Annotated in this window: 11 protein-coding genes and 4 tRNA genes; 6 read left to right on the top strand and 9 right to left on the bottom strand. The window is 42.2% G+C overall.

Features of this window, described 5'->3' with window-relative positions:
* The first annotated feature begins 13 nt into the window (after positions 1 to 13).
* The 5 genes from FTT74_RS09095 (at position 14) to FTT74_RS09075 (ending at position 6,969) form a co-directional block, all read left to right on the top strand.
* Positions 14 to 1,861, top strand: a complete 1,848-nt coding sequence (locus tag FTT74_RS09095) for an extracellular solute-binding protein (RefSeq protein WP_179988922.1) — start codon at positions 14 to 16, stop codon at positions 1,859 to 1,861.
* Positions 1,862 to 1,925: 64 nt separating this feature from the next.
* On the top strand, positions 1,926 to 2,996 hold the full coding sequence (locus tag FTT74_RS09090; protein ID WP_096902176.1) for a microcin C ABC transporter permease YejB: 1,071 nt from the start codon (positions 1,926 to 1,928) through the stop codon (positions 2,994 to 2,996).
* Positions 2,996 to 4,006 carry an ABC transporter permease gene (locus FTT74_RS09085; RefSeq protein WP_179988923.1) on the top strand — a complete coding sequence of 337 codons (1,011 nt, stop codon included), beginning with the start codon at positions 2,996 to 2,998 and terminating at the stop codon, positions 4,004 to 4,006. Before FTT74_RS09090 ends, FTT74_RS09085 begins: the two co-directional genes overlap by 1 nt.
* The gene (locus FTT74_RS09080; RefSeq protein ID WP_179988942.1) at positions 3,984 to 5,582 is read left to right on the top strand and encodes an ABC transporter ATP-binding protein; all 1,599 of its coding nucleotides are present in this window, start codon (positions 3,984 to 3,986) and stop codon (positions 5,580 to 5,582) included. Before FTT74_RS09085 ends, FTT74_RS09080 begins: the two co-directional genes overlap by 23 nt.
* A gap of 142 nt (positions 5,583 to 5,724) precedes the next feature.
* Positions 5,725 to 6,969, top strand: coding sequence for an NADH:flavin oxidoreductase/NADH oxidase family protein (locus FTT74_RS09075; protein ID WP_004972669.1), 1,245 nt, complete (start codon positions 5,725 to 5,727; stop codon positions 6,967 to 6,969).
* 156 nt (positions 6,970 to 7,125) lie between these two features.
* Here the strand turns inward: FTT74_RS09075 and FTT74_RS09070 are convergent.
* The 8 genes from FTT74_RS09070 to pyrC form a co-directional block, all read right to left on the bottom strand.
* A tRNA-Glu gene (locus tag FTT74_RS09070) sits at positions 7,126 to 7,201 on the bottom strand.
* Positions 7,202 to 7,256: 55 nt separating this feature from the next.
* A tRNA-Glu gene (locus FTT74_RS09065) sits at positions 7,257 to 7,332 on the bottom strand.
* Between the two features lie 25 nt (positions 7,333 to 7,357).
* Positions 7,358 to 7,433: transfer RNA gene (locus FTT74_RS09060), tRNA-Glu, on the bottom strand.
* Positions 7,434 to 7,721: 288 nt separating this feature from the next.
* Positions 7,722 to 9,140, bottom strand: a complete 1,419-nt coding sequence (locus FTT74_RS09055) for an amino acid permease (protein ID WP_026438458.1) — start codon at positions 9,138 to 9,140, stop codon at positions 7,722 to 7,724.
* Positions 9,141 to 9,250: 110 nt separating this feature from the next.
* Positions 9,251 to 9,326: transfer RNA gene (locus FTT74_RS09050), tRNA-Glu, on the bottom strand.
* A 149-nt stretch (positions 9,327 to 9,475) separates the two neighbouring features.
* Complete coding sequence (locus tag FTT74_RS09045) at positions 9,476 to 9,634, bottom strand: hypothetical protein (protein WP_004972674.1); 159 nt, start codon at positions 9,632 to 9,634, stop codon at positions 9,476 to 9,478.
* A 215-nt stretch (positions 9,635 to 9,849) separates the two neighbouring features.
* Positions 9,850 to 10,512 (bottom strand): ribonuclease T, encoded by a 663-nt coding sequence (gene rnt / locus FTT74_RS09040; RefSeq protein WP_131261730.1) that lies wholly within the window; start codon positions 10,510 to 10,512, stop codon positions 9,850 to 9,852.
* Positions 10,497 to 11,531 carry a dihydroorotase gene (gene pyrC / locus FTT74_RS09035; RefSeq protein WP_179988924.1) on the bottom strand — a complete coding sequence of 345 codons (1,035 nt, stop codon included), beginning with the start codon at positions 11,529 to 11,531 and terminating at the stop codon, positions 10,497 to 10,499. The genes rnt and pyrC overlap by 16 nt, the downstream gene beginning before the upstream one ends.
* 197 nt (positions 11,532 to 11,728) lie before the next feature.
* Here pyrC and FTT74_RS09030 point away from each other — a divergent pair, with 197 nt between their 5' ends.
* Positions 11,729 to 12,988: a GGDEF domain-containing protein gene (locus FTT74_RS09030; RefSeq protein ID WP_096902183.1), complete on the top strand. Its 1,260-nt coding sequence runs from the start codon at positions 11,729 to 11,731 to the stop codon at positions 12,986 to 12,988.
* A 116-nt stretch (positions 12,989 to 13,104) separates the two neighbouring features.
* On the opposite strand, the gene argG is transcribed toward FTT74_RS09030, so the two are convergent.
* Positions 13,105 to 14,448 carry an argininosuccinate synthase gene (gene argG / locus FTT74_RS09025; RefSeq protein WP_179988925.1) on the bottom strand — a complete coding sequence of 448 codons (1,344 nt, stop codon included), beginning with the start codon at positions 14,446 to 14,448 and terminating at the stop codon, positions 13,105 to 13,107.
* Between the last annotated feature and the right edge of the window lie 73 nt (positions 14,449 to 14,521).

Below are 14,521 nucleotides of genomic sequence, written 5' to 3'. Positions count from 1 at the left end.
AGGAGCTGTGTGCATGTCATTTGCCATAAAAAAGACACATCAATATCTGGGCTGTATTTTAGGTTGTGTGGTCTTGCCGCAGTTTGGATGGGCTGCGTTACAAACCACGCCCTATATTGCCGTACATAGCCAGCCTCAGTATGTGGGGCGCTCGGCTATGCCTTATGCCAACCCGCAAGCGCCCAAAGGTGGCGATTTAATTCGTGCCAGTAATGGCACTTTTGATAATTTAAATGACATGAATGGCAAGGGCAGCTCAACCGATGGGGTGAGTTTTATATTCGATTCACTCATGAGCAGTTCTTTAGATGAGCCGGGGGTGATGTATCCCTTATTGGCAGAAAAAGTCAGCTATGACCCCAAGCAAACTGCATTTGTCATTTTTCATTTAAATCCTAAAGCTAAATTTAGTGATGGCAGCCCAGTTACAGCAGATGATGTGAAATTCAGTTTTGATGCTTTTCAGACCAAGTCTAATCCAGGTTTGCAAATGTATTTATCCGATTTAGATAAAACCACGGTCTTGTCTAAGCATCAGGTTAAAGTCAGTTTTAAATCCACTAACAATGCAGAAATGCCGCTGATTTTGTCGCAAATGCCAATCTATTCTAAAAAAGACTGGCAAAAGCGTGACTTTACCCGCATCACACTAGAACCGATTTTAGGTTCAGGGCCGTATCTTATTGAGCGGATTGATGCAGGGCGCAGCATTACTTATAAGCGTAATCCAAATTATTGGGGCAAAGATTTACCCGTAAATAAAGGGCGCTATAATTTTGACCGCCTGAAGTATGTTTATTATCGCAATCTGGATATTGCCTTCGAAGGGTTTAAGTCGGGGCAATACACGTTGCATGAAGAATATACCGCACGAAAATGGGTCACTGAATATCGTTTTCCTGCTGTGAATGCGGGCATGGTGGTCAAGCATAAATTTCAGCACCAAAACCCAATTCCGACCCAAAGTTTTGTTTTTAATACCCGTAGACATGCGTTTCAGGATATTCGTTTTAGGCAGGCTTTAACCTACGCTTATGATTTTGAATGGCAAAACAAAGCCTTGTTTTATGGGCAATATCGCCGTTTGCAAAGTTATTTTTCTAACAGTGAATTAGAAGCCAAAGGCACACCTTCAGCCGCAGAATTGTCTGTTTTAAAACCCTATTTGGCCAAGCTGCATCCTATTCAACGCCAAGGCGTATTGCAAAATTGGCAGTATCCTGTGACTGATGCCAGTGGCTTTAACCGTAACGGCTTGCTTAAAGCCCGTGAATTGCTTTTGAAAGCGGGTTATCGTTTTCAGCAAGGTAAATTGGTCGATGCCAAAGGCAAAGCCATTCAAATTGAATTTTTAATTCATCAGGATGGTTTGCAACGCACATTAGTGCCTTTTGTGCGCAATATGAAACGTCTGGGCGTTACGGTAAATATTCGGCATGTCGATGTGCCGCAATATATTGAACGCATGCGCCGTGCCGATTTTGATATGACCACCAGTGTCATGCCGCAATCTTTAAGTCCAGGCAATGAGCAAGCACAGCTTTGGAGTAGTGCTGCCGCAGATCAACCAGGAAACTATAATTACGCAGGCATTAAAAACCCAGTAATTGATGAAGTGGTACAACAGTTGATTCGTGCGCCTAATCGTGAACAATTGATTGTGCGTACCAAAGTTTTGGATCGTTTATTGCGTGCGGGGTATTATCAAATTCCAACCTATGGCAAAGGTGAAAACTGGTATGCCTATTGGAATATGTATCGTCAGCCCGCCATCAAACCTAAACTATCGGCAGGAATTGATTATTGGTGGAGTGATGCTGCCCAAGCCAAGAAAGTTGCATATTATTTACGTCAACAATAACGATTTTAAAACTCAAGCATGACAGTGTTTGCGATAAACCAGAACATTGCCAAAAGGTAAGTACATGGGCACATACATACTCAAAAGATTGCTCCTGATTATTCCAACCTTGTTTTTCATTTTATTGATTAACTTTGTGGTGATTCAAATTGCACCGGGCGGTCCAGTCGAACAGGCGATTCAGCAAGCCGAAGCCTTTCAGGGCATGGGGGCGACAGGCGGTGAAACTGCTGCAACCTCCAATAGCAGCAATTATCAAGGTGCTAAAGGTTTAAGTGATGAAATGGTTGCAAAAATCGAAGCGCAATATGGATTCGATAAACCTGCACATGAACGCTTTTGGCAAATGCTCACCAGCTATGTGCAGTTCGATTTTGGCACCAGCTTTTTTAAAGATAAACCTGTGACCCAATTGTTATGGGAAAAATTACCTGTATCGCTATCTTTAGGTTTATGGAGCACCTTGCTGATTTATTTAATTTCTATTCCTTTAGGCATTAAAAAAGCCCGTCAGCATGGCTTGTTGTTTGATAAAGCCACTTCTATTTTGTTGGCAGTCGGTTATGCCATTCCTGCGTTTGCCTTTGCTATTTTGCTGATTGTATTTTTTGCGGGTGGTTCATATTTTCAGTGGTTCCCCTTACAGGGTTTGGTGTCTGAGAACTTTGCACAATTAAGTCTGTGGGGAAAAATTACCGATTATTTTTGGCACATAACTTTGCCTTTATTGGCGATGGTGATTGGTGGTTTTGCAGGGCTGACTTATCTCACCAAATACTCGTTTATGGAAGAATTAAACAAGCAGTATGTGTTGGCGGCACGTTCTAAAGGTCTAACCGAATCGCGTGTGTTATATGGGCATGTGTTTCGTAATGCCATGCTAATTGTAATTGCAGGTTTGCCCGAAGCGTTGGTGGGTATTTTCTTTGTCGGGAACTTGTTCATCGAAATTATTTTTAATTTGGATGGATTAGGCCTGCTTGGTTTTGAGGCGATTGTACAGCGTGATTATCCTGTAATTTTTGGCACTTTGTTTATTTTTACCTTATTGGGCTTAATTCTACGCTTAATCAGCGATGTGTTATATCAGGTGATTGACCCACGTATTAGTTTTGAATCGCGAGGGGCAAAATAATGTCACCGATCATGCAGGCGCGTGTGCAGCGTTTTAAACAGAATAAATTGGGTTTGGGTTGTTTCATTGTCTTTATCATTATTTTTGTGTTGTCTTTGGCGGCAGAACTGATTGCCAATGATAAACCGTTATTGGTCAAATATGAGCAATCTTTATATCTGCCAGTGTTCAAGGCTTATCCTGAAACGACCTTTGGCGGTGTATTTGAAACCGAAGCAGATTATAAAGACCCAGTGGTGCAACAACTGATTGCAGACCGAGGATGGGCAGTTTGGCCGCTCATTGAGTTTTCTTACCAGACCCCGAATTTAGATTTGGCCGTTCCTGTACCTTCTGCACCAACTGCACAAAATTGGCTAGGTACAGATGACCAAGGGCGCGATGTGTTGGCGCGAATTTTATATGGCTTGCGTGTATCGTTGTTATTTGGCTTTGCATTGACTTTTGCATCGGCAGCTTTGGGCATTTTGGTCGGGGCAATTCAGGGCTACTATGGCGGCTGGGTCGATTTAATTGGTCAGCGCGTTTTAGAGGTGTGGGGCGGTTTACCGATGCTGTTCATGGTGATGATTTTGGTCAGCATGTTTACCCCAAGTGTGTATTGGCTATTTGTGATTATGCTGTTATTTGGCTGGACGACACTGGTCGGCTTGGTTCGAGCAGAATTTTTACGCGCCCGAAATTTTGACTATGTCCGTGCAGCGCGAAGTTTAGGCGTAACCGATCGTACCATTATGTTTCGGCATATTTTACCCAATGCCATGAGTTCGAGTTTGTCGCAGTTGCCATTTATGCTAACCGCCAATATTACAGCTTTAACCGCACTGGATTTTTTAGGTTACGGCTTATCGCCCGATGCAGCATCTTTAGGGGAGTTGTTGTTACAAGGTAAAAATAATTTAAATGCACCGTGGTTGGCATTGTCAGGCTTTTTTACCTTAGCAATTGTGCTGTCCTTGTTAATTTATATTGGGGAGGCGACCCGTGATGCATTCGATCCAAGACGTTAATTCTTCAACTGCATCACAGCCTGCAGTATTGCTAACAGTCAGTCATCTGCGTATTCAGCAGCAACAGGTTTTATTGCACGATTTAAACTTTGAGCTGCATGCAGGCGAAACCATTGCTTTGGTTGGTGAAAGTGGTTCTGGAAAATCTATTAGTAGTTTGGCATTGCTGGGTTTATTGCCCGAACATTTACAGGTGCAAGGTCAGGCAGTCTGTGCAGAACAAGATTTACTTCGCCTTAAACCGCAACAATTGCGACAAGTTCGTGGTCAAAAAATTGCCATGATTTTTCAGGAACCAATGACGGCTTTAAATCCGTTGCATCGAGTGGAAAAAATTATTGGTGAAAGTTTATTACTCCAAGGTTGGAGCAAAGAAAAAACGCGTGCTCGGGTGCTGCAATTACTTGCAGATGTCGGCATTCCACAGCCTGAAGAAAAACTAAAGCGTTATCCACATGAATTATCTGGGGGGCAACGTCAGCGAGTGATGATCGCAATGGCGTTGGCACTCGATCCCGATATTTTAATTGCTGATGAACCAACTACGGCTTTAGATGTGACTTTGCAGGCGCAGATTTTGGATTTATTAAAAAGCCTGCAAGTGCGTCGTAATATGGCCATGATTTTGATCAGCCACGATTTGAATTTAGTCAAACACTATGCAGATCGGGTAATTGTAATGAATCAGGGGCGGGTCGAAGAACAGGGCAGTGTGGCAGATATTTTTAATAGACCGCAGCAAGCCTATACCCAAAACTTGTTGAATCATGATTTTGGTGAAGCTTTGCAGGTTGATGAGTTGCCGACCATTTTGGAGTTGGAGCAGGTTGCTGTGAAATTCCCGATTAAACAAGGCTTGCTGAATCGGGTTAAAGATTATGTGGTTGCGGTTGAGCCGTTAAGCTTGCAACTTCCGCAAGGTCAATCTATTGGTATTGTCGGTGAAAGTGGTTCGGGTAAAAGTTCATTGGCACTTGCAATTGCACGATTGATTGAAAGTGAGGGAAAAATTGAACTACTTGGGCAAGATCTGAATCAACTGAATGAACGCCAATTGCGTCCCTTACGTCAGCAGTTTCAAATTGTATTTCAAGACCCGTTTAGCAGCTTAAATCCACGTTTAAATGTGGAGCAAACCATTGGTGAGGGTTTGGCATTGCAACAATTGTCCAAGCCTGAAATCATCCAGCGCATTGATGAAGCTCTAAGCAAAGTGGAATTGCCTGTGAGTTTTAAACAACGCTATCCGCATGAATTGTCGGGTGGGCAACGACAACGGATTGCATTAGCACGCGCGTTGGTGCTGCGTCCTAAACTGTTAATTATGGATGAGCCGACTTCTGCCTTAGACCGTACCACGCAACGTGCTGTCGTGCAGCTGTTACGCCGTTTGCAGCAGCAAGAACAGATGAGCTATTTGTTTATTAGCCACGATTTGCAAGTGGTGAAAGCACTGTGTCAAAAAGTGTTGGTGCTGCATCAAGCGAAAGTCATGGAATTTCAAGATACTGTACAGTTATTTAGCCATCCGCAAACAGAATATACCCGTCAATTGATTGCTGCCAGTGAGTATTAAACCTTCAATATTTTTAAACAGCTATTTCGGCTGGCTGACTTGTTTTACCATTTTGACAATAAGATTTGTCAAAATGGCATTGACCTGTTCCGAAAAATCTTTAGAGTAAAAAAGACCAATAAAACACAATACGGAACAGTGTATGAGCCATCTTGCCGAAACAATTCAGATTCGTAATACCATGTTTAAAAATCGCATCATTAAAGGCGCGATGAGTGAGGCGCTTGCCAACACGGCAGGGCAGCCGAATAGCCTGCATTTAGGTCTATATGAAGCATGGGCAAAAGGTGGTTTGGGCTGTGCCATCACTGGCAACGTAATGGTCGATTTACGTGCCAAAAATGAACCGGGTGTTGTGGGAATTGAATCAGACCGAGATATAGAAAAGCTCAAACAGTGGGCAGAAGTTGGTAAACGTTATGGCATGGTGCAATTGGTACAGTTGTCACATCCTGGGCGGCAATGTCCGAAAGGTTTGAATAAAGAAACGGTTGCACCTTCGGCTGTGCCTTTTAGTCCAAGTTTAGCTTTGAGTTTTGGTACACCACGTGAACTACATGAAGATGAAATCCTCGATATTATTCAGCGTTTTGCCAAAGCTGCACAGATTTGTGAGCAAGCGGGCTTTGAAGGGATTCAACTGCATGGTGCGCATGGCTATTTGATCAGCCAGTTTTTATCGCCACTGACCAATAAACGCCAAGACCAATGGGGCGGCAATATTGAAAACCGTATGCGCTTTTTGATGCAAATTTATCAAGCGGTACGTGCAGCGACCTCAGACAATTTTATTGTATCAGTCAAACTAAACTCTGCAGATTTTCAACGTGGCGGCATCACTGAAGAAGAAGTGATTAGCGTGTTTAAAGCCATGGATGAAGCAGGTATAGATATGATTGAAATTTCAGGTGGTACTTATGAAGCACCCGCGATGGCAGGCTCTAAAGCTGATAAACGTAAACCAAGTACCATTGCCCGTGAAGCCTATTTTTTATCTTTTGCGGAATTGATTCGCAGTCAGGTGAAATGCCACTTAATGGTGACAGGTGGTTTTAGAACGGTAGTTGCCATGAATGCTGCTTTGGACAGTGGTGCATGTGACTTTATTGGGATCGCCCGACCATTTGCGGTAGAAACCGATTTAGCCAACCGTTTGTTGGCGGGTCAAGATGTACGTTACGGGGTCGATAAAATTAAAACTGGTATCCCGATGATTGATAAAATGGCAATTATGGAAATTATTTGGTATGCCGCGCAGTTCAAAGCAATTGCACAAGGCAAGCGTCCAAACCCAAAACTCTCGCCTTTAAAAGTCTTTTTCAAATATTTAAAAGGCAATTTAACTGCGGTGATTAAAGGACAGGTCAACTCACGTAAATCAGCTTGATTCGTATTTTTCAAACCTCAGTGGACGGATTCAAAGCTTAAACTATGGTTTTTGAATCAGTCCGCACAGATTGAAATATAAAACTAATGCGTTAGATAGCAAAAAGCCCAAGTCATATTGATTGGGCTTTTTGTTGAGATGTAAACATCTCGAATATGGCGTCCCTACGGGGATTCGAACCCCGGTTACCGCCGTGAAAGGGCGATGTCCTAGGCCTCTAGACGATAGGGACAAATAGAAGTTTATATTTTTAAACCATGTAACAACCAATGCAGTTGTTGAGAATATGGCGTCCCTACGGGGATTCGAACCCCGGTTACCGCCGTGAAAGGGCGATGTCCTAGGCCTCTAGACGATAGGGACTTAAAAAAATATCTACTTCTGAAATTGGCGTCCCTACGGGGATTCGAACCCCGGTTACCGCCGTGAAAGGGCGATGTCCTAGGCCTCTAGACGATAGGGACGTTTCAGAGGTGGGCGTATAATAGGGCGTATAAGGGGGGGTGTCAAACGCTTTTCTGCAATAATTCTGAAAAAAATGTTCAACTGAATAAAATTAAAACTATTCTGCTGTCGTGATACGTTTGAAGCGGTAAAAATCATGCTTTTCAAGTTATTTTTAAATGGACACATTTATTAGAGCAGCATGATTTTCTTTGTATTTTGCAGTATTCATTGCTAATCAACACAACTCAAAAAACAAGGCAATCCGAAGATCGCCCCTATTGTTTTACATCATCGCTAAAAAAGCATTATGATTTTTTGTGATAAATCATGTAATAACTGAGATAGCACAACACAATAAAAATCATACAGCCAATAAAACCTGCCAGCATTTCAGGGTCAAACACCATACTTAAGCAAGTAATAAAACAGAACACAAAACCTAAAATAGGCACTATTGGAAATAGCGGTGCAGCAAAACCTAAGTCCTGCACGGTTTTACCTTGTTTATACCATTGGCGACGGAAGTTAAACTGGCTTAAACAAATGCTCATCCAGACCACGACCATGGTAAATGCAGCCACACCCAAGAGGTTTTTAAAGATGGTTTCAGGCGCAAATTGTTCAGACAATAAACCTGGCATTGCACCGAGCATGGTGACCATGACTGCAATATAAGGAATACCACGCGCATTCACCTTAGAAAAAATCTGTGGTAATTGCTTTTGGTGTGAGAGCGACCACATCATTCGTGAAGCTGCAAATAAACCTGAGTTCGCTGCAGAGAGTAACGCTGTGATAATCACAAAACGAATAATATCTTCCGCATAAGGAATACCAATCTGATTAAACACCGTTACAAAAGGACTGCTGCTTACACCTTCTGCAGCCAAACCTGCAGCCTGATGTGGTAGCAAGGCACTAATCACCACAATGGTACCTACAAAGAAAATCAACAGACGGAAAATTGCGGTATTGATTGCTTTAGGCACGTTTTTGGCAGGGTCTTTGGTTTCACCTGCGGCAACACCAATCAACTCTGTACCTGAAAAGGCGAAATTAACAATTAACATGGTGGCAAAAATAGGGAATAGCCCTTCAGGAAACCAACCTTGTGCGGTTAAATTGCTAAATAAAGGTGCAGAGGTATAACCTTGATAAGACACAGCACCTAAAATTGCCATTAAACCCAAAACGATAAAGGCAATGACAGTCACGACTTTGACCAAAGATAGCCAAAACTCAGATTCTGCAAACAAGCGCGTGGAAATCATATTCAAACCAAATACAACGCCACCAAAAATCAGTGTCCAAATCCACATGGAAATATGCGGGAACCATTCCTGCATTAGCAACGCAGCGGCGGTAAATTCTGTGCCTAAAGTGACCGACCACGTGAGCCAATATAACCAAGTGATGGTATAGCCCGTGCCAGGTCCAATATATTGTTTGGCGTATGCCCCAAATGAACCTGAAACAGGCATGTGTACGGCAAGCTCGCCCAAACACAGCATCACCATATAGGCAATTAAACCACCAAAAATATAAGCGATGATGGCGCCAACGGGGCCTGTTTGTGCAATGACTTCACCTGAGCCTAAAAATAGACCTGTGCCAATAGCACCGCCCAGTGAAATCATAACCAAATGTCGAGTGCTCATCGCACGTTTTAAAGGCATAGTATTGCCTTGATGCACAGCATCATTTTGATGATTCGATGACGGCATAAGTGATAGGAGAAAAAATGAAATGAAGCGAAGTATTGTAGAGAAAAACTACAAATCTGCAATCTTGAAATAATAAATTTGGATTAGAAATGATCGTATAGCACGATAAATGGCGTCCCTACGGGGATTCGAACCCCGGTTACCGCCGTGAAAGGGCGATGTCCTAGGCCTCTAGACGATAGGGACGTTGCGAGGTGATGCGTATATTATGAATTTTTAGCGACAGTGTCAAACCTGAATCTAAAAAAACTGCCGCACTATTTGTTATTTGCTTAAAAAATAATACATCTTTAAAAATAAATCAGTGCATGTAAATTTGAATACGGTGCATCATTTTAATGATCAGGGGTTTGATATTGCTTTTCAGTGGTTGTTGTTTGTGTGGCTGCGGGTTGAGTGCTTGGTTTAGGTTGAGCAGGCTCACGATTCACAATATAAAGATACAACGCAGAAGGCGCGAGAATGACCAAAACCAAGACAATTTTTTTCAACATGGCAGAATCAATAACACAAATTGGAATATTGCCATTATAACCAAAGCCAGCTCAAAAGACTGCATGCATAAAAGCTGATTCGCAGTAAAAATCATTTTGATGCTCAGTCTTGTGGTTGAAAAGCACGAATCAAAACCACAACACTAAAAAGAAAACAGGACGACAAACGCAGTCTGTCATCCTGTAAACATCTCAATGTTCGAGTACAAATCGTATTATTGATCTGGGTTGAGTAAGTTCTCTACCATGTGCGGCGCAAGTTTATTTAGAATAAAACAAAACAGCTCTGCAGTTTTTTGCGTATCGTATAAAGCTGAATGAGCTTCTTTGCCATCAAACTCAATACCTGCCTGAATGCATGATTTTGCCAGCACCGTTTGACCAAACATCACCGCACTTAAAGTCACTGTATCAAACACTGAAAAGCTGTGGAATGGGTTTTGGTTTTTCGTGCCTGTGCGGGCAATGGCTGCTTGTACAAAGCCTAAATCGAAATGCGCATTGTGACCGACCAAAATGGCATGGGTACAATTCTGTTGGCGACGCACTTCATTGACTGATTTGAAAATCCGTTTTAATGCGGTTTTTTCATCTTCAGCCATAGCCATACGCATAGGGTTGAAAGGATCAATCCCAATAAAGTCCAACGAACGACGGTCTAAATTTGCCCCTTCAAACGGGTTGATATGCGCATGATACGCTTCACCTGGTACAAATTTGCCATCCGCATCATAAATAATTGGAATGGCAGCAATTTCCAACAAAGCATCGGTTTGGGCATTAAAGCCTGCGGTTTCCACATCAACCACCACAGGCAAAAAACCACGAAAACGTTGCCCCATCACGGGCAAAGTTGTATCTGTCACACTTTTCTCCATTGAATGGTTTTACCCGCATATAACGGAATAATTTGTTCACCATCCAAGTAGTCTAAACTGGTTGGAATGATTTGCTCTTCTTTCACCAAAGTAATGGTGTTGGTATTACGCGGCAAACCATAAAAATCTGCACCAAAGAAGCTTGCAAAGCCTTCTAAGCGGTCAATACGTCCAACTTGATCAAAAGCTTGTGCATAAAGCTCAATTGCCGTAGGCGCACTATAGCAGCCTGCACAGCCACATGCATTTTCTTTGGCATTTTTTGAGTGCGGTGCGCTATCTGTCCCTAAGAAAAACTTAGGATTTCCGCTAGTCGCAACTTCCAATAAAGTTTGTTGATGGGTTTGACGCTTTAAAATAGGCAAACAATAGAAATGCGGTTTTACGCCACCTACCAACATATCATTACGGTTAAATAATAAATGTTGCGGGGTAATGGTTGCTGCGACATTACGGCCTTGTTCTAAAACAAATTGCGCTGCTTCAGAGGTCGTAATGTGTTCAAGCACCAATTTTAAGTTTGGAAATTGTTGTAATAATGGTGAAAGCACTTCATCTAAGAAACGTTTTTCACGGTCAAAAATATCGACATGATTGTGCGTGACTTCGCCGTGCAGTAATAATGGCACTTCTTGTTCTTCAAGTTGCTCAATCACCGCATATACTTTACGAATGTCGCTCACCCCATTGTCTGAATTGGTGGTCGCGCCAGCAGGGTAAAGTTTAATGGCATTCACATGCGCAGAGGCTTTAATTTTCTTGACTTCTTCGGGAGAGGTTTGATCGGTAAAATACAACACCATACGCGGATCAAAATTTACACCTTCAGGGACGTGTGCCATGATGCGTTCACGATACGCTTCCGCTTCTTCTACCGTTTTTACTGGTGGAACAAGGTTAGGCATACAAATTGCGCGTGAAAATTGCTTGGCAAGATCGGGAACAGTACGTTGTAGTGCTAAACCATCACGTAAATGAGCATGCCAGTCATCTGGCTGGATAAGAGTAATCGTATTCAAGGCGCTGCCAGTCTGAAAAATAAAACAGATGATAATCTATAAATGTTAAAATGGTAACGTCGAAAGCCATAAAAAATAGAAATGCCTGAATTAATTGTTTCGACATTGTGTTATTTTTAAACCACTAAAAAAATTATATTCAGGTTGTTACAGTTTTGCTGTGCAACAATCGTGATTAAATGGAATTTAAAGCATCCATGGAATACAAATATAAGTTAGCCAAGCTACAGTACGACAAAGAAAAAAATGAAGAGTTGATTAAACGTCAACGTAAACGTGCGGGGCAGGTTTTTCCGAAACAACTGGAAGTTGAGTTTTGGCAACAGCATCTTGAACAAGCTCGGCACAACATTAACCAATATTTTTGGTCGGGCGTACTCATCTACTTTATTATCACCGTGCTGATGATTACTGGGGATTATTGGATTATTGATCGTAATTTTTTTAAACACGATTTTATCCACTCTTTACTAGGCTTGGTCAATGGCGCGTTTTGCTTACTGACCCTGTTCTTTTTTGCCCATTATAAAATTTTGCGCCCGTATTATGCCTATGCCGCCATGGCTATGATTTTTTGGGCCATTGTGTCGATGACCTGGCTGACCATGACGGTGCATACCGAAGTGTTTAGACACCAAGCCATGATGATCATCAGCATGATTTATATTATGGGTTTTGTACTGACGGGGGTGAAGCCGTTTCACATGCTGCTGACTGGGTTAATGGCGGCTGTGGTTGCCATGATTATGCTATTAACCTTGTATATTCCAATTGATGTGATGGTGATGGGGCGGGTGTTGGTTGGCAGTACGGTAGTGGGTTTTTTAATCAGTAAAATGCTGTGTACCCGTGAGCGGATGATTTTTTTGGTCATGCACCAAGCCCGACTTAGTGAAAAAATTAACCGTATTCATGCTGAAGAATTGTTGCATTTAAGTCAGCATGACGCGCTGACTAAAGTATCCAACAGACGTACTTTTGATGAAATGCTGGACAGCTATTTCGAACAGGCACGGCATGATGAAGTGCCATTGTCTTTACTCTTTATCGATGTCGATTTTTTTAAAAAATATAACGATCATTATGGGCATCAAAAGGGAGATGAAGTCATTTCAGCGATTGCCAAATCCATTAAAGACTCAATTCGTCACATGGATTTTGTTGCGCGTTATGGTGGTGAAGAATTTGTGGTGTTATTGCCAGAAACCGATGCGCATGGTGCGTATGCTGTGGCTTCCAATATTTTTAAAGCGGTTGAGCGTTTAGCGATTCCACATAGTCAATCTTTGGTTGACAGTAATGTCACCATCAGTTTGGGCTTTACCGTCTATAAAGGTGAGGCGGACATTTTTAAAAGCGATTTCTTACAACGTGCAGACCAAGCCTTGTACCGTGCGAAACAGTTGGGACGTAATCAAATTTATTACCACACTTTGCAGGTGGAAGAAGTGCTGTAAATTTTTCTATTGCAGCTTTCATTTAGTATGAATTGTTTAGTCCTCATGTTTAAACAAACATAAAAAAGCCGCTCAATTTGAGCGGCTTTCGATTTCACAAAATCATCACCAAGTGATTATTTGTTTTTGTCTTTCAATTGTGGCACTGCAGAACCTGAACCAATCGACAATAAGCCAGAATTGGTATAAAGACCCAATTTAGCGCGTGTATCGGTAATGTCTAGGTTACGCATAGTTAACTGACCAATACGATCCATTGGCGTAAACATTGAATCACCTTTCTCCATAGTTAAACGCTCAGCTTCATAAGTGAGGTTCGGAGATTCAGTGTTCATAATGGTATAGTCATTACCACGACGTAATTCTAAAGTCACTGTACCAGTAATTGCTTTAGCCACCCAACGCTGCGCAGTTTCACGTAACATTAACGCTTGAGAATCGAACCAACGACCTTGATACAATAAACGACCTAAACGTAAACCGTTAATGCGGTATTGTTCAATCGTATCTTCGTTGTGAATACCCGTAACCAAACGCTCATAAGCAATGTGCAATAACGCCATGCCTGGTGCTTCATAAATACCGCGAGATTTTGCTTCAATAATACGGTTTTCGATTTGGTCAGACATCCCCAAACCATGACGACCACCAATACGGTTCGCTTCAAGAATCAGCTCAACAGGGTTTTCAATACGCTGACCGTTCAATGCAACTGGCATACCTTCTTCAAAGGTAACCGACACTTCTTCGGCTTTAACTTCAACGTCATCTTTCCAGAACGCCACGCCCATGATTGGATCAACGATTTTGATGCCAGCATCTAGGTACTCAAGGTCTTTCGCTTCGTGTGTTGCACCTAGCATGTTTGAGTCAGTTGAATAAGCTTTTTCTTTTGACATTTTATAGTCAAAACCATTGTCGATAAGGAATTGTGACATTTCCGCACGACCGCCTAATTCATCAATAAAGGTTTGGTCTAACCACGGCTTATAAATTTTAAGCGCAGGATTAGTCAATAAACCATAACGATAGAAACGCTCAATATCGTTACCTTTATAGGTTGAACCATCACCCCAGATGTTTACGTCATCTTCTTTCATGGCAGTCACTAGCATTGTACCTGTTACTGCACGACCAAGCGGGGTGGTGTTAAAGTAAGGTATACCGCCTGTGCTGATATGGAATGCACCACATTGAATGGCAGCAATACCTTCCAAAGCCAACTGCATACGGCAGTCAACCAAGACTGCTTTTACCGCACCGTATTCTTCGGCTTTCTTTGGAATGGCATCATAGTCATCTTCATCTGGCTGACCCAAGTTTGCGGTATACGCATATGGTTCAGCGCCTTTTTGCTTCATCCACAATAAAGCAGCTGAAGTATCTAGACCACCAGAAAAGGCGATACCGACTTTTTTGCCTACTGGTACATTCTGCAAGATAGTTGCATTATCAGTCATTGCTAGTCCTAACTTTTTTAAAATAGGCACCACATTTGGTGGCCAAGGAGAATTCTAAACTGCAAATTATAGC

Origin of the sequence: Acinetobacter sp. YH01007 (assembly GCF_013420425.1) — a bacterium.
Taxonomy (GTDB): domain Bacteria; phylum Pseudomonadota; class Gammaproteobacteria; order Pseudomonadales; family Moraxellaceae; genus Acinetobacter; species Acinetobacter towneri.
This window is presented reverse-complemented; position numbering and strand designations above follow the sequence as displayed.